Annotated in this window: 15 protein-coding genes; 2 read left to right on the forward strand and 13 right to left on the reverse strand. The window is 70.2% G+C overall.

Annotated features, from left to right (window positions below; genetic code table 11):
- The 8 genes from AB0M67_RS35575 to AB0M67_RS35610 all read right to left on the reverse strand — a co-directional run.
- A partial coding sequence (locus AB0M67_RS35575) for a DUF4913 domain-containing protein (RefSeq protein ID WP_365751727.1) occupies positions 1-522 on the reverse strand: 522 nt, incomplete at its 3' end.
- Positions 512-2,260, reverse strand: coding sequence for a TraM recognition domain-containing protein (locus tag AB0M67_RS35580; RefSeq protein WP_365751728.1), 1,749 nt, complete (start codon positions 2,258-2,260; stop codon positions 512-514). The genes AB0M67_RS35575 and AB0M67_RS35580, both read right to left, overlap by 11 nt.
- A complete protein-coding gene (locus tag AB0M67_RS35585) occupies positions 2,260-3,846 on the reverse strand; it encodes an ATP-binding protein (RefSeq protein WP_365751729.1) in 1,587 nt (528 codons plus the stop codon). Before AB0M67_RS35585 ends, AB0M67_RS35580 begins: the two co-directional genes overlap by 1 nt.
- A gap of 2 nt (positions 3,847-3,848) precedes the next feature.
- A complete protein-coding gene (locus AB0M67_RS35590) occupies positions 3,849-5,300 on the reverse strand; it encodes an SCO6880 family protein (protein WP_365751730.1) in 1,452 nt (483 codons plus the stop codon).
- A complete protein-coding gene (locus AB0M67_RS35595; RefSeq protein WP_365751731.1) occupies positions 5,297-6,784 on the reverse strand; it encodes a hypothetical protein in 1,488 nt (495 codons plus the stop codon). Before AB0M67_RS35595 ends, AB0M67_RS35590 begins: the two co-directional genes overlap by 4 nt.
- Complete coding sequence (locus AB0M67_RS35600) at positions 6,781-7,578, reverse strand: hypothetical protein (protein ID WP_365751732.1); 798 nt, start codon at positions 7,576-7,578, stop codon at positions 6,781-6,783. Before AB0M67_RS35600 ends, AB0M67_RS35595 begins: the two co-directional genes overlap by 4 nt.
- Positions 7,579-7,588: 10 nt before the next feature.
- Positions 7,589-7,903: a hypothetical protein gene (locus AB0M67_RS35605; RefSeq protein ID WP_365751733.1), complete on the reverse strand. Its 315-nt coding sequence runs from the start codon at positions 7,901-7,903 to the stop codon at positions 7,589-7,591.
- A 2-nt stretch (positions 7,904-7,905) separates the two neighbouring features.
- Complete coding sequence (locus AB0M67_RS35610) at positions 7,906-8,382, reverse strand: hypothetical protein (RefSeq protein ID WP_365751734.1); 477 nt, start codon at positions 8,380-8,382, stop codon at positions 7,906-7,908.
- 509 nt (positions 8,383-8,891) lie between these two features.
- On the opposite strand from AB0M67_RS35610, the gene AB0M67_RS35615 reads away from it, so the two are divergent.
- On the forward strand, positions 8,892-9,953 hold the full coding sequence (locus AB0M67_RS35615) for a bifunctional lytic transglycosylase/C40 family peptidase (RefSeq protein ID WP_365751735.1): 1,062 nt from the start codon (positions 8,892-8,894) through the stop codon (positions 9,951-9,953).
- A gap of 64 nt (positions 9,954-10,017) precedes the next feature.
- On the opposite strand, the gene AB0M67_RS35620 is transcribed toward AB0M67_RS35615, so the two are convergent.
- Genes AB0M67_RS35620 through mobC form a run of 3 tightly spaced genes read right to left on the reverse strand, consistent with a single transcriptional unit; the run spans position 10,018 to position 13,382 of the window.
- Complete coding sequence (locus AB0M67_RS35620) at positions 10,018-11,169, reverse strand: hypothetical protein (RefSeq protein WP_365751736.1); 1,152 nt, start codon at positions 11,167-11,169, stop codon at positions 10,018-10,020.
- Positions 11,170-11,184: 15 nt separating this feature from the next.
- Positions 11,185-12,951 carry a mobilization protein gene (locus AB0M67_RS35625; protein WP_365751737.1) on the reverse strand — a complete coding sequence of 589 codons (1,767 nt, stop codon included), beginning with the start codon at positions 12,949-12,951 and terminating at the stop codon, positions 11,185-11,187.
- Positions 12,948-13,382, reverse strand: coding sequence for a plasmid mobilization relaxosome protein MobC (mobC, locus tag AB0M67_RS35630; RefSeq protein WP_365751738.1), 435 nt, complete (start codon positions 13,380-13,382; stop codon positions 12,948-12,950). The genes AB0M67_RS35625 and mobC overlap by 4 nt, the downstream gene beginning before the upstream one ends.
- Before the next feature lie 242 nt (positions 13,383-13,624).
- On the opposite strand from mobC, the gene AB0M67_RS35635 reads away from it, so the two are divergent.
- Positions 13,625-13,987, forward strand: coding sequence for a hypothetical protein (locus AB0M67_RS35635; protein ID WP_365751739.1), 363 nt, complete (start codon positions 13,625-13,627; stop codon positions 13,985-13,987).
- A gap of 78 nt (positions 13,988-14,065) precedes the next feature.
- Here the strand turns inward: AB0M67_RS35635 and AB0M67_RS35640 are convergent, their stop codons facing one another.
- Positions 14,066-15,748 (reverse strand): hypothetical protein, encoded by a 1,683-nt coding sequence (locus AB0M67_RS35640; protein WP_365751740.1) that lies wholly within the window; start codon positions 15,746-15,748, stop codon positions 14,066-14,068.
- Positions 15,749-16,171: 423 nt separating this feature from the next.
- Entirely contained in the window at positions 16,172-18,559 is a 2,388-nt protein-coding gene (locus AB0M67_RS35645; protein ID WP_365751741.1) for a DUF6248 family natural product biosynthesis protein, read from the reverse strand.
- Between the last annotated feature and the right edge of the window lie 193 nt (positions 18,560-18,752).

Below are 18,752 nucleotides of genomic sequence, written 5' to 3' on the forward strand. Positions count from 1 at the left end.
GCAGCCCGCGAACGGGCCGGAGGAGCCGCGCAGCTCCCGCAGGGCGGGGTCCAGGTGATCGCGGTGCCACACCGACGGCCCGGTGTATCCGCAGGATGCCGGGTCGGTCAGCTCTTGCCACGCCAACCACACGGCGTGCAGGCGGGCGATGGCAACGCTGTGCTCGAACCAGAGGTGGCACCACTTGGCATCGGCCGACGGTTCTGCGAGGTAGCCGGGCACGAGTACGCCCTCGACCCACTCGATCAGGGCCCTCAGCTCGTCGTCGTACTCCGGGGGGTCGAGCAGCAGGATGAACGGCGGGTACTGCCACTCATCCTCTTCCGCCGCTTCCTCGTCGGCCTCCCCGCCGGCCGTCGCCCCGTCGTCGGCGGAGGCCTCGCCCGACTCGGCGTCGCCGTCGCCGGTGAGGGTCTTGACCAGGGTCGTCAGCTGCGCGAGCTGGGCCTTGAGGTCTTCGATGTCCTCGAACATGCCCATCGGCACATTCAACTCCGGGACCTCGTCCGGCTCATCGCTCACTGCGTGCCGCCTTCCGCTCCTCGTATGCGGCGACGGCCCGCTTGGTGATGGCGTACTCCTCGTCCTTCATCTGCGGGCCGATGTGCTCCATCAGCTTCTCCGCGTACCAGGGGCGCAGACCGATCTGGGCGACGGGCATGCCGGTGGCCAGCAGCAGGGCCGTCCCCTTCTTCATGGCACGGATCTCGGCGGGGTCCTTGATCTGCTCGCGCTGCTCGGACCAGCTACGGCTGTGGCCGTCCTTGGACTTGGAGTGCGAGCCGCGTTCGACGTAGTGCGCGCCGGTCAGACTGCTGATGTCCTGCGCGAACTTGGCGTCGTCAATGCCGACACCGATGACCTTCTTGGTGGCCGCCGACCACATCGAGTCCATGCCGACCTCACCCCACGCCCGTACGCCCTGGCGGTAGCTCTGGAGGATCACGAACGGCGTGATCCCCCGCGATCCGAGGTGCGAGTACAAGTCGGGCAGGTCGGCGATCTTGCAAATGTTGGCGGCCTCGTCCAGGACGGCACGCATCGGCTCGGGCAGGCGGCCGCCCGCCCGCTCCCCCGCCTCGGTGCCGGCGGTGAAGACCGCGTCGGCGACCGCTGCGACCAAGGCGCTCGACGGGCCGCCCTTCTTGCTCAGCAGGTACAGCGTGTCCTTGCTGGTGGCGAAGGTTTCGGGATCGAAGCGCGGGCGGCTGCTCTTGTCGGGAGTGACCCACGCGAGGACCTTTTCATCTCGCAGCGCTGACATGGCAGTTCGGGCATTTTGATAGATTCCGGACTGCGTTTCTTCGGCAATGTTGATCGAGCTATCGACCTGCTCGGCGAGCACCGGCTCGTACTGGTAGAGCACGCGGAGCGGCGCCTTCTCCTTCGGGTCGGACAGCCACTTCATGACCTCGCGGACGGTGGCGCCCTCCCACCACGCGGCCCGGAACAGGCCGGTGAGGAGGTCTCCGGCGGCCTGAGACCAGAAGGGATCGGCCTGCTCGCTCGTGATCTGGTTGACGAAGTGACTGGCGAGTCGTTCGGCGCCCTCCAGCGTCTCGGCCTGTGCCACCAGGTCGATCCACACGTCCCGCTCGGCCTGGGCCACGCCCTGGGTGTCGAACAGGAAGGTCGTCCCGATCTGCGCGCGACTGTTCCTTGTCGCGGCGTAGACGTCGGCCTTGTTGCTGGTCATCAGCAGAGCACCCGGCGCCTCTTCGGCGACCGGGATCGCCAGGGCCGTGGACTTACCGGCGCGCGGCGCCATGATGGCGACGTAGGTGTCCTCGTCCGAGCCTCGCAGCTCGACGCCGGACGGCATGTGGTCACCAAGGAGCACTCCCCGGTCGCGGGCCGGAACGTCCTTCGGCTTGATCTCCTTCAACGACGCGCGCAACCGGGTCGCGGTACGGGCGGCCTGTTTCGGTGTCAGCTCCCGCACCTGGTGCAGCGTGGCCAGGCTGGAGGGGTTGCGGTGCCAGCGGAACGCGACCCGCAGTCCCCACACCACGAGGATGACCACGGCGATGTCCAGGAGTGCGGCGCCGATGGTGGACGCGGTCTGGGAGTGCGGCCACACCGTCGACCACTCGGTGGCCATCTGGTAGGCGCCCACCACGGACAGGGGGAAGTCGGCAACGTCATCGCCGGTCACCAGCGCGCCGGCCGCCGCCCCGGCCCATGTCGAGACCGCCAGAGTCACGGCACCGCCGAGGAGAATGCCCCCGCCCGCCCACGCGCGATCGTTCTCCGTCATCATCAGCTACCGCCTCCTGTGGTGATCCGGCGCCGGTTGGTGTCCGTCCGGTACAGCCTCTGTTCGGTCGCGGTCAGCTCCAGCGACGCCGCGATGCCCGGCCGGGTACCGATCTTGATCAGGTACTTGCCGCGGCCCGGGTGCCGGGTGCTCTCTTCATCCAGGGGCGCGTTGCCGTCGGCGTCGTCGAAGGTGGGGTCGATGTCGAGCCCGGTGCTCGTCGCCGACGACCACGAGCCGATCATCATGCGCTCCTGCTCGGTGAGGCTGCGCTTGCCGGTGACCCGTCGCAGTTCCTCCTCGGAGGACGCGCCGATCACCCACGTGTCGCACCGGTCCATCAGGCCCCTGGCCTTGGCTCGGTCCTGCTCTGTCGGCAGTGCCTCGACATCGAGCAGGGAGTGCGTCACGTAGATCGTGACGTCGTTCGTCGTACGGTTCAGGCGGCTGATGGCGTCCATCGCGTCCACCAGGCCCGGGCCGGACCGCAGCGCGCGCCACATCTCATCCATCGGCAGCACGAGCGAACGGTCCATCAGCCCGATGCTGCGGGCGGAGTCGATCGCGGAGTAGGTGTACGCCCACGTCGCGATCATGCCCGCGCTCACGACATCGTGGCCGCGGGCCCGCAAGGCGCTGATGTCGACCGAGACCGCAGGGGCGTTGATGTCCAGCGGGGTCGTGGTCTGCCCGTCGAAAAGGCCCTTGAGCGGGCCGCCGATCAAGTTGTCGAGTCCGGCGATCACGCTGCGGGTCAGGTCCTGGTACCGCTCGCCGTCGGCGGCAAGTTTCGTCCGCAGCTCCTCCGGGGCCGCCCGCAGTACCCGGACGACGTCCGAGACGATGGGGTCGCTGCCCGACTCCTGCGCGGCGGAAGCGACCTGGACGGCGGTGTCGAGCGCGCTGCGCTCGATCTCGTCCGGGGCCCGGCCAAGCCCATGCTTGGTGGACAGCAGCGCCACCAGCGTCTCCAACCGGCGCCCGTTCAGAACGTCCAGCAGGGACTCGCGGCGGTCGACGGACAGCGTGTGCAGACGGCCCTTGAGCGGACCGGAGTCCAGCGGGTTCAGACGGCCGATGCCGTCGCCGATCTTCACCACCGATCCGCCGAGTTCGTGGATCAGGGTGCTGTACTCGCCTTTGACGTCGCCCGGGACGCACACCATGTGCCCGTACGCCGAGTAGACCAGGCACACGCGCTTGACCAGCGCCGACTTCCCCGCGCCGGGCTGGCTCATGACCCACATGCCCGGGTTGGTCGTCAACTTGCCGGTCCAGCCGGACGGGTCGATGCACACCAGTTCTCCGGTGAGCACGTCCCGCCCGACCGGCACGCCGCGCGGCGGCAGACCCGATCCCAACAGGAATGGATAGATGCCGCCGGCCTGGGTCGTCGGCCCGGTGAAGACCGTGCCGGTGTCCTCGACCGGCACACGGCCGCCGAACCGCCCGCCCCATCCCAGCCGCGGGGCGAAGCGGCCCCTGAGCTTCCTCTCGACCCGCCGCTCGTCGCGGCTCGGGCTCTGCTCGGCCGCCCGCACCACGCGCTTGGGAGTGGTGACCGGTACCTGCTTGGGCTTGCGCGCCATCGTCAGTCCTTCACCAGCGGGTTGTAGCCGATGGGCAGTTGGGCCGCGAACACCGCGGCCTGGGCACCGTAGGCGGGCCTCATGCGGATGCCTCGGGTGGCCTTGACCGCGCGGGCCAGCTCCTGGCGCGCGGCGGGCAGATCGGCCGTACGGCGGGCGGTGGCGGTCACCATGAGCGTCCAGTCGACCACCTGGGAGCCGCTGGCCACCTGGGCGGCCGCCTTCTCCGCGCGCTGGGCATCGGCACGCTGCGACCACTTCGCACGGCCCTTGACCTCGGCGGTCGCCTGCGCGCGCTGGTGGGCGTGACTGATCTCCCGCTCCAGCACCGCCTCCCCCTCGTAGGGGTCGAGCACGCGGTAGGCGATGGTGATGCGCCGCTGGTACCGCCCGGGGGCCAGCAACGGCAGCAGCATGCTGTACGGGAGCGGCCGACGCGGCATCTCCCGCAGCACCCAACTCACGGACACCCCGCCGTCGTGCGCGTACTCCTCCCAGCCGTCGTCGGCGGCCTGCGGCCCGCACTCCGACCACGACAGGTCCTCGAACTCGGCGTCCCGCGCGTTGAAGACGTCCGGGTCGTACGCGCTGCGGACGATCCGGCGAAGGTCGACGTCGGTGGCCCGGCGCTCGATGTCCGTGCCGGTCCCCGACAGGTCCAGCCCGTCGACCACCCGCAGCGCCTCGGCGACCTGCTCGGCAAGGTCCGCCGGCGCGTTGACGGTGGCGTTCGGGTCCACCGTGACGCTCATCCAGGGCGCCACGCTGGCGGTCGCGTGCGGCGTCGTGCGCACCAGTTCGTCAATGATCCGTTTGGCCAGCTTCGGGGCGTTCGGGTCCGTACGGGCCTTCACGTCGTCACCAAGCGCCTCCCCCGCCCCCGGGGTGATCTGGATCGTCACGCTCGCGCCCTTGACCTGCTCGTCCGTGCTCATCGCATCGAGCACGGACGACCAGGTACGCAGACTGCTCTGCACCGCCCCGGTCGGCGCCATGAGACTGCCGCCCGGAGCGAGAAGAGTGGTCAGGGTCATGTACCCGGTCATCCGGTTGTGGACGACACCGACGGGCCGACCGGATGTCGGATCGTGGACCTTGATCAGGGTGGAAGAGGCCCCGACCCCCGGAAGGTCCAGGGCGTACGGGTGCGGGAGGAACAGCCTTCGATAGGAGGTGGCGTCGAACCGCGCCGCCCTCTTCCATGAGGCCTTGGCCCAGTAGTAGGCCAGCGCGGACATCCCGTGACGTTTCGCAGCCGCCAGGGCGAACACCATGCCCGTCACCGGCAAGGTGACCAGCAGGGAGAGCGGCGCCTGCGTGGCGATCAGACCGTCCGCCATCAGCACCACGGCCCCGATCATCGTCGCGGTCCGCGACAGCCCGCCGAAGCCGAAGCTCCGGCGGGCACGGAAGCCCTCGACCATCAGGGTCTTCGGCACTTCATGGGCACTCACTGCTGATCTCCTCCGACCGCTCCGCTTGCTCCCTGCACCGCGTCGTTGACGCCGTCCAGGACCTGGATCGCCGCGGCCACCGGGAGGGCGACGCTGGAAGCACCCGCCGCCGTACTGCCGGTGGTGCCCGCGGCGCCTTCCGTCAGGCCCTCCCCGACACCCCCGACGCCTTCGGGTCCGCCCTGGCCGGGCACGCGTGCCCCCTCGTTCCGGGCGGCCTGCGCCTGGGCGTCGCTGCCCGCGCCCTCTTCGCCTTCGCCGCCGCCCTGCGGACCCATGCTCTGCGAGACGCGCTGCGCGTGGCTCACCGCGTCGTCCGGGCCGCCGCCTTCACCGCCTCCACCGCCTCCGCCGCCGCTGTCACCGTCGTCCCCGCCGAACTTTCCGGCGGCGTAGCTGGCGGCCGCACCGAGCGCGCCACTGGCTCCGCCCGCGCTCATCCCGGCGCCGACCGCCGCGCCGAACGGCGCGAAGATCTTCGTGAGCGGACCGGGCGCGATGACCGCGAGGACGAGGGTGGCGCAACCGCGCAACCACTCGGCCAAGGTCTTGGAATGCCCGAATTCCGCGAAGCCGGTGCAGATGATGATGGCCACCGTGGGCTTGTACGCCACGATGACCATGCCGCTGGTGATCAGGGTGGGCGCCCACTTACGGGTGGTGTCACCGCCGGTGCGGCCGCCGCCGGCCACAGGCAGCAGCAGGCAGATGATGGGGATCGCGCTCTGCCGAAGGAAAATCATGACCAGCTGAACGAAGCCGATCAGCAGCAGAACGGCGACCACGGCGAGGCTCGTGATCGGGTTCCCGATCGTGGGGAGCAGTACCTTGACGATCCGCTCGTAGGCCTGTCCGTCGTCGGCGAAGGTCGCGTTGACCAGACCGGCGCTCATCGCGTCCCCGAGGACCAGCAGAAGCGCGAACAGGGACACCCCGAGGGTGGACAGGAAGAGGTTCTCGATCCATCCGGTCATCGCGCGACCGGCGTGTTTGGTCTGCCCGGTGAGCGCCATCTTGCCGATTTGCCACATGATCCCGGCCACGGCGATGAGCAACCCGAACCAGGTCAACATGCCTGCGAGGGTCGCTTTCCCGCCCCACAGCCCGGTGCCCTCCAGGTCCACCGACGGACCCAGCAACGAGAAGGTCAGCGTCTTCTTGATGACCCACTTCCCGACGTCCTGGCCGCTCTTGACGATGTCGCCCAGGACGCTGTCCCAGACGTTCTTCCAGGAATCCTTGATGACCTTCTCGCCCGCGTCGCCGATCGCGTCGCACATCCCTGAGCCGGTGAGGCCGCCGACACCGGTGGGCTTGCCCTTGATGCCGAGGATCGTGCCCAGGACCGGGCCGGTTCCGACTCGGCAGAGCCCTTCGATGCCGTTGCTTATGGGCCCGTCGGCGACCGCGGGCGGCGGCGCGGACACCGACACACCGAACACGGCGACCAGGGCGAGCAGCAGCGTGACGAGCCGCCGCCTCACGACGCTTCCCTTATGGCCGTCCATCCGGACGTGTTGAACTCGGGGTCGCCCGGGGCCGCCATCTCCGGCTGGAGCTGCCCCTGGACGGCCTGCTGCGCACGCTCGGTGGCCACGCTGGTCACCTTCCAGTCGCCGCCCTCCCACTGCGCGCCGGCCAGAGTGCGGGTGTAGGAGCCGGACTCCTTCGTCATCTCGCCGGCCTTCTGGACGGCCCGGGACAGCAGCCACACGCTGACCTCGGTGTCCGACTTCTTGATGACCTTGTAGCCCACCACGGCGCTGCGGACGTACGCGCCCGGCGGCAGCGGCTGCCCGGCCTCCACACTCATCTGCTTGGCGAAGGCCTTGTCGCTGTCGATCGCGTTCAGCTCGATCGCCTTGGCGTTCTCCGAGGACTGGTCGGCCTTGCCGATGTACGAGTGGTAGATACGCAGCTGCTCGTCGACGTTGGACTTCTCGCCCTCGACGGCGGTCGTGTTGGCGGCCACCATCATCGCCACGGCGCCCTCGGTGCTCTTGGGGAAGCCGACCTGGCTGCCTCGCTCGTCGGTGCGCTCCCCCCGCGGCAGCGCTGCCCACTGGCTCGGCTCGGTCCAGTCGTCCGGCGGCGCGTACGACGCCGACGGGGACGGAGCCGCGCTCGCACTCGCACTCGATCCGCCCTTGGCCGGTGTGTCCGCCCCTTCGTCGTCCCCGTTGAGCACCGCGTAGCTCGTCAGCGCGAGCACGGCCGCGAGTGCGACGCCCGCGAACCACATGCCCTTGGTGTTCCATGTCCCCCTGGTGCGTGCCATGTCAGCCTCCTCAGCCTGCGATGCCGTTGAGGATGGCGATCAGGGAGCTGGACAAGAGGATGGCCGCGATGCCGCCGCCCATCCATTTGAAGGGCTCCGACCCGCCGCCGTTACGGGACTTGTCCGCCACGGCGAGCTTGTAGACGCCGTAGCCCGCACCGCCGACCCCGGCCAGGATCAGCAGCCACAAGCCGTATCCAAAAATCTCGGCGACGGGGCCGTCCATCCCGGGGATCTTCGTGGGCTTGGCCCCGGGAATGAGGCCGCCCTTCTTGTCGCCATCCGCCGCCAGGTACATCGTCGCGGCGAGCCGTTCCAGGGCCATGATCAGTTCCTCTCCATCGTGCGCCGCAGCTTCTCGGCCGCGGACTGGACGTCCTTGTACTCCAGGGCCTCGTCAGGCCCCTTAACAGCTCGCAGGACCGGCAGATACGGCACCTTCGCCACCCCGGCCAGACGCCCTTCCAGGGCGCGGATCAGGAAGCGGGCGTCCTGGACCGGACGTACCGGGGCGTCAGCCACCCACACGAGCCACGGCCTCGGCAGGGGCCCCCACCGCAGCAGGGTCTCCTCCACGCGCGTCGCACCGTGCAGGGTCGTGTCGGCCACGAGCACCGGGGCGACTCCGTACGGGATGTACTCCCCCGGCGCCAGGACACGGGCACGGGCGCCGCCGGCGTCACCGTCGAGCATCCGGGCCACCGTCGCAACTGCAATGCCGTTGCCGTCCACCGGCATCAGCGCCCACCGGAGTACAACCGGCGCTGCGCTGCCCGGGGTTGACGCCACCTGTTGGGCGGTCATGCCGCAACTCCCCCCTGTATGCCTTCGTTTAAGTCACGATATTGGGTTCTTGGGATCACTGAGGCTAGCGTGAACCTCCGACAAACCTGGACGGTGTTTTCGCGGTAGCTGGAGGTCAGATCACAGATGCAGCTCTACGCCAATACGCAAAGGCACAGACTCGGCTCGCCAATCAGGAGTTGTTTCGAGATGGCGTCCGCATCACCGCTGGTGACCCCGGCACTCATCGCCGCGTCAACATTCGCATCCATCAGCCACACCCCCGAGTCGCCAACAGTCCCGCGCGGACACCGTCATTTCGCTGCACGAAATGAAGCGGTCCATATTTCGCTGAGCGAAGTCCACCCATGCGAGACCTGATCTGACCCTACGTGAACCGTGGTCACGCTCACGGCCCGGGGGCCCACGCAATGTAGGCGCACATGTCGATCGCACCGTGATCTAGTACGGCAGAAAGTCACACGACTGGCACGACTGCGAAGAGAGAAAAAAGCACGGGGGGATAGCGCGTGAAGGTGCTCGTTGGAGCCGTCGCCGCAGTAATAGGCATCGTCCTGCTGGCGTTCCTTGGGGTGGTGGTGCTGATCGCGGACGACGACGCATCGGCCACCGAGATGTCCGACGGCGGTGGTGGGTTGCAGGGCGTTCCCGAAGAGTTCCGCAAGTGGATCCTGAAGGCGGATGCCGACTGCAAGGAACCGGGGATGACCCCGGCGCTGCTGGCCGCTCAGCTCTACCAGGAGAGCAAGTTCAAGACCAGCCGCGAGGAGGCCACCAGCAGCGTCGGCGCGCAGGGCCCGGCGCAGTTCATGCCGGGGACCTGGGCGACGTGGGGACGCGACTCGGACGGCAACGGAGAGGTCTCTCCGTGGGACATAGGCGATGCCGTCATCGCGCAGGGCCGCATGATGTGCTCGCTGATGAAGTCGGCGAAGAACTCCGGCTACCCCGGTGGTGTCCAGTCGCTCGCGCTGGCCGGGTACAACGCGGGTTGGGGCCGCGTCCAGGAGTTCGGCGGGGTGCCGCCTGAGTCGTTCGCGAAGGGCGAGACCTTCAACTACGTGAAGCTCATCCTGTCGACCATGGACCGCTTCAAGGGCCCCGGCCTGCTCACGGTCTCCGGGTCCGGCGCGGGCGCGGACGCGCTGCGCAAGGCGTCCACCCGGATGGGCACCCCGTACGCGTACGGTGGCGGCGGACCGGGAGGCGCGTCGACCGGCTTCTGCGACGGCACCAACGGCTACAGCGGCGGCCGGTGCGCCGCGAGCAAGACCGTCGGCTTCGACTGCTCCAGCCTCGTCCAGTACGCCTACTGGCCCAAGCTGAAACTGCCCCGGACGGCCGACGCACAGTACGGCGCCACGTCCGACCGGCCCGTCTCCCGAAGCGATCTCAAGCCGGGCGATCTGCTGTTCTGGGCACACGGTGGAAGCGGCTTCATCTACCACGTCGCGATGTACGCGGGCGACGGCAACGTGCTGCACGCGCCGCGCACCGGGCGCCACGTGGAAGTCGCACCGCTCACCTCGGCGATGCCCCAGGGTGACTACGTCGGCGCGACCCGCCCCTGACCCTCAAAACGGCGTGTGCCGCAGACCCGAAAGGGCCTGCGGCACACGTGTGTCGGGGCGTGGACTACCTGGTCTTGCCGCCCTTCGCGATGGGCCCGGTCTCCCGGTGCGGAGCCACCGCCGGTGAGGTAGGCGCCGCGCCCTTCGCCGCGGTCGCCTTAGTAGGTCCCACGCTCGGCGACTGCGACCGGGCGGCCGTGGTGTTCACCTTCACGCGGGACTCCGTCGCGGGCCCGCCGGCCGCCTTGCGCAGTGCATCGTTGGCGGCCTGGACCAGTCGTCCCCCCATCTGTGTCTTCGGTCCCTCCTGCCACGACGTGTCCTTCGACAGGCGTGCCAGGTGGTCCGCAACCGGCTTGCCCTCACGCTCCATGTCGGCCATCCGCGCGGCGACCAACGGCCACTGCTTCGCGGTGACGAGCAGGTCCGCCTCCCGCTCCATTCCGGGCATCGCCTCGCGTGCCATCCGCATGAAGCGTGCGTTCTCCGACGGTGCGATGGCCAGCTGCCGAAGGGCTCGCTCCCGGTCGGACAGATCCAAGTCCTTCGGGATGTCCAGCCCGGTCGTCAGCGGCCCGTACGACAACATCGCGTCGCGACTCGTGGTCGGCACCTCGGCGGCCGCGAGGACCTTCGCGACGGCCTGGTCGACGCCGACGCCTTCCTCGTGCGCGGACGCGAGGATCGCCCGCACGTCGACACCGCGCTCGTCCAACTTCGCCATCGTCGCCGCCATCTCGGGCCACGCCGGAGAGGACAGAATCGCCTCGCGCACCGGTCCCGCCGGCGTCGTCTCCCGCAGCATCTTGGCCCACGTGTCCGTGCCCTCGCGGGCCACCCGTTCGGCGTTCGCAGCGACCGCGTCCCGGACCGTCACCGTGATCTCCCCGACGCGCGGGAGCATCGCCTCCAGGTCCACCCCGGCATTGCGCAGAGCCATGAGCTGCTGCGCGAGTTGCGGCCAGTCCGCGCCATCCATTAGCGCCGCGCTGATGTCCGGCGGCAGGAACTTCTTCACCTCCTCGGAGGCCTCGGTCGTCGCCTTCCCGGCGGGCGGCAGTTCCTCCTCCTTCCCCGCCTTCTTCTGCTGCTGGCGCCGCACCGCGTCCGCGATGGCCATGACCAGACGGAACGCCATCACGGAAGTCTGCACCGCTTCGGCGGCGGCCGCCGCGAAAGCCTCGCTTGCCTGCTCCTCTGGCGTTGGTGTTGCCATGTCTCGCTCCCCTCGTTACCGGGACCGCTTCGGTCCCTTGCCCTGCTCATCGCCCGGCGGCCGACGTGTCGGTCCGGGCGCCCCCGTCTTGCGGGCTGTACCGGTGCGTCCGGTGCCCCCCGTGGACGTCGGCGACGGATTCTTGCCGGAGGTGGGCGCCGTCGAACCTCGTTGGCGCTGCCACCCGTCCAGACGCCATGTAAGCACCTCTGCAACGGAGTCCGCTGAGGTCATCTCCCGGCGTGCGGCGACTGCGGCCAGAACATCGGTGGGGTCTTCGCCCGTCTTCTCGACCGCGATCAGGCGTGTACGCAGTGCGGGCCACGCCGGGTCCGCGAGCACTGCGGCCGCCTGCTCGGGCAGAGCCTGTTGGACGACACCCGCCATCGGCCGCTCGCCTGACACGGCGGGTGTCCGGCGGGGACCACCAGGTCGTGCGACCGCACGCTTGGGGCGGGGTCGGTACTCCCGGGCGGCGGCCGCGCCGGCGGTCACCTCGACCGCCTCACGCAGCAGTCGACCGGCCCGCCCGGAGGCCTGCGCCTGGGCGCGGTGGTCCTGCGCCTGGTGCCATCGCCGGGACGCCTCGATCGCCGTCACCAGGGCCAGCAAAAACCCGAGCGCGGCGACGGTGTCGCTGCGACCGGCCGCAGCCACCGACTGCGACAGAAGTTGCGTCGACTCCCGGTAGAGTCCGCGCGCCTGACCCTCCAGCGCGCGGTCGCCGGGTGCTCGGGCGGCTCGCTCGAACTCGTACGCAGCTTCCTTGATCTTGTTGCGGACCAGGCGCGGCGAGACGACGGCGGCAACCACGATCAGGTCTCCGAGCGCGGCCACGTCCCCTGCCCCCTGGGCCAGCCCGTCGGCCCCGAGCTGATCGGCGGCCGCGCGCACTTTGCCCTCGGCCACGCGCCACATTTCCTCGGGCGCAACGCGCTGTGCTGGAACGGCCGTGTTCCAGCGCTCCCGCACGCGGGGCAGCGACAGGTCCGGCGCAAGTCGTGCTCCGGAGAACCAGATCGGCGTCTGCTCCGGGTTGCGGTCCCCCGGCATCGCGACGGAGTAGCCGGTCACCCTGCTGTCCGGGGCGACCCGCTGCTTCACACGTAGCCCGGACGCTGCCAGTCGAGCGAAGAAGTCGGCCTCGCTCGTTGCCGCTGCGGCCGCCTCGCGCACCGTCCGTTGCAGGGTCACGCGCGGCGCTTCGTTCAAGCCGCGGCGCTCCGCCTTCTCCAGCTCGCCGGCCTTCCGCCAGCGTGCTGCGGTCTTGTCTCCGTGCTTGAGGCGACGGAGTCCAAACTGCACCTCGAAGGCGCGCGCCGCAGCCTGCATCTTGACGATGTCCTGGCGCAAGTTCGGCTGCCGTCCGTCCTCGCGCACCTTGGTCGCCACGAGGTGAATGTGGTCATCCGCGTGCCGGATAGCCACCCATCGGCATGCCTCGTCATCACCGTGCTCAGCGAGCCCGGCGGCGTGCACCATCTCGCGCGCCACCTCCGCCCACTCCTCGTCACTGAGGATGCGATCCTCGGGGGCGTTGCGAACTGCCACGTGGTACACGTGCAGCTTCGGCTTCTTCCCCCGCATCGCGAAGACTGGGGCGTCCAAGAGCAGGGCGAGATCCGAGATCGTCATGTCGGACGAACGGGCCGGGTCATCGACGTACGGATCCCACGCCATCACCATGTGCGGGTCCGTGTGCTCGTCGCGCCGCCCCGGCCCATACAGGTAGTGCAGCAGCCCGTAGGTGTCGCTGCCCTCGTCCAGCTTCTCCGGAATCACCCCCGCTCCTTCCTTTCTCTCATCACCTGGAGCGTGGCTTCGTCCAGGTGCCGGATAGCCGTCAGCAGTGCCCGGTGCACTGCAAGCATTTCCGGGTCGGTCACCACGCCGTCGGAGTTCAGCACCTTCGCGATCTGGTTGTAGTTGACCCCGATCCTCTTGAGCTGCTTCCGCGCATCGATCAGCTCTGCGACCACGGCCTTGGCGTGGACGGGCGTGGGCACGACGATCTCCTCGGCAACGTCCAGTGATACGCGTCCGACCCAGGACGCCGTTGCCTGACGCTCGCGCTCAGCAGCCGCTTTGACGATCGCGTGTTCGTCGTCGTTGTACGACACCTTGATGCGTGTCTCGCGAGTGCCGCCGGCCTCGCGCTCGCGTCGCCGCGCAGCGGGGCGCTGACGTGTCTCATCCGCTGTTGGCTCTGCCACCACAGCCCCTTCCGGTCTTCAACCGGTCCGTGCTCGGACCCATGATCACCGGACGCCACCCTAATGGAGGGGCGAACGGGGATGCCGCTTACTGGGCCCAGTGAGCACTACCTTGCTGCCTGTGGTTACTGCCCTCTATAAAGCGCGGCCCATTCATGACGTGCGGTCAATACCGCTACCGACTGCGGCATTCCACCCGCATTCCGGCTGGCCGTCAGAATGACAGACGCTACGATCACCGCATGCCAAGCGCTGATGAGATCTTGCAGAAGATGAAGGAAGTCCAGGAACGCCGGATGGCGGCCGCGGGCCCGCTGGTGGACGTCCTGGCCAAGCGGAGCACCCTGCTAGACCAGCTGGCCGAACTCGACGAGCCGTACGGCAAGGCGTACGTCGACGCCGAAGCCGCTGGCTGGACGTCGGATGAACTGACGAAGCTGGGCGCGGACGAACCGGCGAAGCGGCCGCGGAAGCGGTCACGGCCGACGGCGAAGAAGGCCGACGGACAGTCCTCCAGGACGACCGCCGAAGGCTCCTCGCCGGCGGGGACGATCCCCGCGCAGGAAGGCACGTCCGCGACTGCGGGCGCCACCTCCTCGGCCTGACCGCTCGACACTCCCAGCCACACAGCGAAGGGCCCCGCGATGCGGGGCCCTTCGCCGTTCAGCCTCTCGCCCGTCCACTCAGACGGCGGGCTTCCAGTCGGTGACCGGAGCCGGGGTGCGCGGGGCGAACAGGGTCCGCAGCAGGGTCTGCTTCCCGAACAGCGTCAGCTGCTCCTCGACCTCCGGCCGCACGGTCGGCTCGGCCGCCGCGTGCAGCTGGTAGACGGCCGCCTGGTAGCCGGTGACCGGCTCGTACCAGTCCTCGCCCTGGACTGCGGCAGAGATGGCGGCGCCGATGAACGGCGAGACGGCGTCGACAATCATCTGCGCGATGTTCCGGGTCCCCTTCGCTCCCGCCCGGGCGGGGATGTATGTCCAGGGGTGATCCCGGGGGAAGCCCACCAGGGCACCCAGATCCGGCAGGGAGATCTTGACGGTGCCCTCGCCCTGGGGGACGTCCGCGGGCCGGAACTTGATCCCGTACCAGGGTGCGGTGGCGCACGGTCCCACTCGGTTCAGGGGGAAGCTACCGCCACCCCGCAGGTGGCCGGTCTCGGGGTTGACCGTGCGCTTGCCGCGGGTGTCGGCCCACCAGTTCGCCGGGAGGTTCAGCGCCTCCGCGACGGTCACCACCGGCAGTGCGGGGCGGCCCTGGTAAGGCTCGATGCGGCGGTCCAGTTCGGGCATCCAGTCGGGCAGCTGCCCGGTCTTCTTGAGCACGTGCGCGAACATCTCGCGGGCCGCCGCCTGGCCGTCGACGTGGTCGGCGTAGCGGGGCTGCTCGTAGCGGGTGGCGACCATCCACGCCCGCTCGCGGTGGGTGGCCGCGCCGAAGTCGGCGGCGTCCGCGATCTGCCACGAGCACCACGCCCAGCCGAAGCCCTCCACGCTGGTGATCTCGGACTGGATCGCCTCCGCCAGGGCCGGGGTCTGCCGGAGCAGGTTCGCCGACTGCTCCATCGTGATGGAGACCAGCGGGGCGCCGATCTGCACGAGGCACATGGGCCAGATCAGCATCTCGGCCATGAGCGCGGTGCGCTCGTCGGAGACCGCCGAGGCGGCCCACTCACGGAACGCGGCGGGGGTCATGCAGGGGGGCAGGTGACCCCCTCCGCACTGGTCGCCCCAGCCGTCCGCGTCGGGGTGATCCTCCATGCCGTCGATGACGTCGCCGTAGTAGTGGTGGGGTCCGCCGTAGAGGCTGCACAGGTCGTCGACCTCCAGGAAGCCGAACGCCTCGGACGCCTGCCACATGATGCTCTGGAGTTCGGAGATCTCCTGCCGATTCCAGCCGGAGCGCTTGCCCCCGTCGGAGAGGGTCTGGCAAGGCGGCGAACCATGGAAGCGGCGGGTGCAGCGGAGGGCGGGGTGGCGGGGGTCCAGCGTCCTGATGTCCGCCTCCACCACCCAGTGACCGGCCGCCCGGGCCGTCGCCGCGGCGTCCCGGTTCTGCTCGATGAGCACCCAGTCGCCGCCGTCGTCGACCAGCTCGCGCCCGGCCGACATGCCACCTGGTCCGCCGAACGCCTCGACGCCGCGCTCCGGCTCGCCCTCCTGCCAGGTGCGCGCCCAGTGCGGCGGGTAGGGGAACGCGAAGTCGGTGCACGCCCGGCAGTCCGCGCAGTCCGCGCCGGTCTCGCAGACGGCACAGTCGTCCTCGCACGTCCAGCCGTCCCAGTCGCTCACCGCTGGCGTGAAGCCGTTCGCGTACGGGCGCCCGCCCTCGTCCGTCGTCGCGGTGACGTCGCGCACATCGCTCATGTGCTCTGTCCTTGTCGTTGAGGTCTTCCGTGGTGCCGGTCCGGGATTCCCGCCCCGTTCCGACACTGCTAATTCAATCAAGTTTTAGGGGTCAGGTCAAGACGTTCATGCAGGTCACATGCCGTTTCCGCTCCGGCGTCGGAACGCCGTACGACGACCCCGGTCGGGGGGCTCCCTCGTCGGTCGGGCAGGCGTCAGCCGCCGCGGGCCGTGTCGGGGTGCCGGGCTCGCCGTAGGCGACCGCCGCAGGCGGCTTGGCCTGGCGGCCCGGCGCGGGCTGTGGCCCCCTCGGGGTGTCCGTCCGGCGAGGGAGCCCCCCGGCCGCCCCCACCCCCGCACCACCCACTCACCGCAAGGTCGGCATCCGTCCCCCCGCCCCCTTGGAGAGAGGGCCAGGGGGTGTGGGGGGCAGCGCCCCCCGCGTCACCACAAGGCGGCCTGCACCGCATCCGCCTCGGGCGCCCGGACGGTCGCTGCGGCCTGTACGGAAGCGGGCTCGGGCGCCGCCGGCGGAGCGGCCGGAGCAGCCTTCGCCTTCGCCGTCGGACGGGCCGGTGCGGGGCCGTCCTTGGGGCACTCGCACCGGCACCACCACACACACGGCTCGCCGCCCGGCCGGGGGATGAACTCGGCGACGGTGCGCCCCTGGTGGCTGGTCACCCAGTCCCGGTTGTTGTCGACGTCCGGGCCGTTCTTCTGCCGGTGGACGCAGATGTCGTGCCGCCCGGAGAGACAGTTCCAGCACGTGCCCCGCTCGCACATGCTCCACCGCTGGAAGCCGAATGGATACCTGTCCTCCGTCGGCTGGAAGTGGGCGGGCCACACGTGCTCACGCACCCACGAACCGTCCTCCTCCGGCATCGGCGACGCGTTGGGGACCGGGTCGGTGATGCCCATGATCAGGGCTCCCTGGAGGTTGAGCAGCGGCATGTCCTGCACCCGCTCGCGCTCCTCTGGAGTAAGGATGCGCTGCGGGCGCCGGATGACCGTACGGACGTCGTGGGCGGACCGCTGCTTGCGGGCGGAGCGCGGGGCGAACAGGCGCCGCAACAGGGGCCGATCGGCTCGCACTGGCGCCGTCACCGGTACCGGCGCCGCTGTCGGAACGGCGGCCGCGGGAACGGGCGCGGTCTCCGTCGGTGCCGGGGCGCCCGCGCGTCGCGCCTCGCCCTTGAAGTAACGCCCCTCGGACTGCAACGGGTAGCCGTTGCTGCGCTCCGGAAGCGGGGTGAGGCGGGCATCCTTCGCCGCGGGTCCGGCGAAGCCCTGGCGCTCCGCGCGCCACACCAGACGGGCCACCCGCCGGCCGGTCGGGGACTTCACGAGATGGCGGCGGCCGTTGCCGTCCGGGCGCACATCCAGCAGCCCGGCCGCCCACAGTCCGGTCACCCGCGCACGGGCCACGCGCTTGTTGACGTCCCACCGGTCCGGGACGCAGTCCAGGGCCCAGAACCCGTCGTCGAACTCGGCCAGCTCGGCGTGCTCGGCCCAGCCCAGTACGGTGCGCTGCGCGTCCGACAGCGGCCAGCGCTCCACCTCGGCGATCTCCTGCTCGTTGAGTCGGTCGTCGGCCGGGCGGTGGGCCTCGTCGTAGTGCGCGTGGGCGGCGTGGGCGGCGTCGTACTTGTCGTTCCACTCGCCGGGCAGCTCGACGCGGATGCCGCCCTGGCACCGGCCGCACTGGATCGCCCACCAGTCGTGGAGCCGGGTCGACAGCAGCGGCAGGAAGTACATGCCGGACGGGAGTTCCGGCCCGGCCGGGCCCGGCCTCACGGCGGGTGCGGCGGCCGCCGTCGGCGCGTCCTCGACGGCCGGGCGGGGCGTCTCGACGCCGGGGCAGTAACCGCCCTCGTCCTCCCACTGCTCGGCGGCCTCGCGTGCGGCGCGGGCCTCCTGCTCGACGAGCGTCACCGGCCGCTGGTACCGGCGCACGGTGCTGGATTCCAGGGCCGGAAGACGGCGGGCGGCCGCCTTCTTGTCGTCCATGCGCTTGTGCCGCTTCGCGTAGCGGGCGTAGCGAGCCTCGTACGCCGCCTTGTCGCTCTCATACAGGCCCTCCGGGTGCAGCCGCGCAAGCTCCAGGGCCACCTGTCCCACGGGGGTGAGTACGAGCCGCTGGATGCCATCGACCGCGGCGACCGCGAGGAGGTATCCGGCGTCGCCCAGAGCCTGCGTGCGCTCCCGGCTGACCTTGCGGCCACCGCTCCACACCCCGTACGCGGCGGCCTGCCGGGCCTGTCCGTCGCGCCCGTACAGGCGGCCGGTCTCCGCAGCCTCCAGCACCCGCACGTGTCCGGCGGTCCAGCCGAGTGCGGGCACGATGCCCTTGGCGAGATGGACGTTCATCGCGGCCAGGTGCCGGTTGTCGGAGTCCATGCCGGTGGCGGCCCGCTCGGCGGCCTCCTGCTCCGCCTCGGCGCGGCGCCGCCCGCCCTCCCGCTCGGCGTACTCCTCGGGGGTGAGCCTGCGCTCCAGCTCGGGGCGCAGCGCGGCAGCCGTTACCTCGACCCCGGCCGCCTCCTGGGCGCGGACGGCGTGGTCGACGGCGCCGCTCGCGCAGTAGCGCAGCGCACTGTCCGGCATCTCCGGGTCGACGGCGTACTCCTGCGCCCGGGCGGCGTGCCGTTCGGCCTCGACGGCTTCCCGGTGCACGGCGTGCATGACCTCTTCCCGGTGGGCCTCGGTGCGGGAGCTGCTGTGGCACATGGCGTTCAGCGCCTTCTCGTCTGCGGCGGCAGCGAGTTCGGCGGCCGCGCGGGCCACTCGGAGACAGGTCTCGGGGGTGGGTTCCCCCGCCTCGTTCTCGGTCATCGGTCGGTCCTTGTCGTTGAGGATTCTCGGCCTGCCGGTCCGGGATTCCCGCCCCGTTCCGACACTGCTAATTCAATCAAGTTTCGGGAGGTGGGTCAAGGCGAAAGCACAGCTCAGAGCCGGTGTCCGTTCCCAGCGGAAGTGACCGAGTCCCGCTCGATCTGCTCGGCGAACTGCGCGGGTCCTGCTGGTT

Origin of the sequence: Streptomyces sp. NPDC051662, assembly GCF_040681655.1 — a bacterium.
Taxonomy (GTDB): domain Bacteria; phylum Actinomycetota; class Actinomycetes; order Streptomycetales; family Streptomycetaceae; genus Streptomyces.

Excerpts from the sequence above, each read along its gene's own strand:
- AB0M67_RS35580 (WP_365751728.1), bottom strand. The coding sequence starts at position 2,260 with ATGATGACGGAGAACGATCGCGCGTGGGCGGGCGGGGGCATTCTCCTC.
- AB0M67_RS35585 (WP_365751729.1), bottom strand. The coding sequence starts at position 3,846 with ATGGCGCGCAAGCCCAAGCAGGTACCGGTCACCACTCCCAAGCGCGTG.
- AB0M67_RS35600 (WP_365751732.1), bottom strand. The coding sequence starts at position 7,578 with ATGGCACGCACCAGGGGGACATGGAACACCAAGGGCATGTGGTTCGCG.
- AB0M67_RS35605 (WP_365751733.1), bottom strand. The coding sequence starts at position 7,903 with ATGGCCCTGGAACGGCTCGCCGCGACGATGTACCTGGCGGCGGATGGC.
- AB0M67_RS35610 (WP_365751734.1), bottom strand. The coding sequence starts at position 8,382 with ATGACCGCCCAACAGGTGGCGTCAACCCCGGGCAGCGCAGCGCCGGTT.
- AB0M67_RS35620 (WP_365751736.1), bottom strand. The coding sequence starts at position 11,169 with ATGGCAACACCAACGCCAGAGGAGCAGGCAAGCGAGGCTTTCGCGGCG.
- AB0M67_RS35635 (WP_365751739.1), top strand. The coding sequence starts at position 13,625 with ATGCCAAGCGCTGATGAGATCTTGCAGAAGATGAAGGAAGTCCAGGAA.
- AB0M67_RS35640 (WP_365751740.1), bottom strand. The coding sequence starts at position 15,748 with ATGAGCGATGTGCGCGACGTCACCGCGACGACGGACGAGGGCGGGCGC.
- AB0M67_RS35645 (WP_365751741.1), bottom strand. The coding sequence starts at position 18,559 with ATGACCGAGAACGAGGCGGGGGAACCCACCCCCGAGACCTGTCTCCGA.